This is a genomic window from Micromonospora sp. C31 (assembly GCF_018070575.1).
GTDB lineage: Bacteria > Actinomycetota > Actinomycetes > Mycobacteriales > Micromonosporaceae > Micromonospora.
The window spans coordinates 1-454 of sequence record NZ_JAGPXN010000078.1 but is presented as its reverse complement, the minus strand read 5'-3'; the positions used below and the strand labels follow the sequence as shown (position 1 = coordinate 454).

At 63.2% G+C, this 454-nt stretch carries 1 protein-coding gene; it reads left to right on the top strand.

The window, feature by feature from the left end; all coding sequences use genetic code 11:
* Window positions 1-22: 22 nt before the first annotated feature.
* Window positions 23-454: serine hydrolase (locus tag KBX06_RS27525; RefSeq protein ID WP_210839972.1), on the top strand; the 432-nt coding region annotated here is incomplete at its 3' end.

Here is a 454-nt window from a genome sequence, read left to right as displayed (position 1 = left end):
ACATCGCGACCGAAGCGCGCATATGGCCGCGCTTGCCGCGCAGCGGATGCCGGAGGACAATCGGTCACTTCCAACAATAATCAAACCGGAGGAAATGCCTATGCAAAGCCAAGCCCAGATCGACGAGATTCTGCGCCAGAAGAGCGACGCCAAGGAGATTCCCGGCGTCGTCGCCATCGCCGCCAGCGGTAACGACGTGCTCTATCAGGGCGCCTTCGGCAAGCGCGATCTGTCCAAGCCCGATGCGATGACGGCGGATAGCGTGTTCTGGATCGCCTCAATGACGAAGGCAGTGACATCGGCGGGCGCGATGCAACTTGTCGAGCAGGGCAAGCTGCTGCTGGATGCCCCGATCGGCGAGGTGCTGCCCGATCTCGCCAAGCCGCAGGTGCTCGAAGGCTTCGATTCCAGCGGTGAGCCGAGGCTGCGGCCGGCGAAGGGACCGATCACGCTG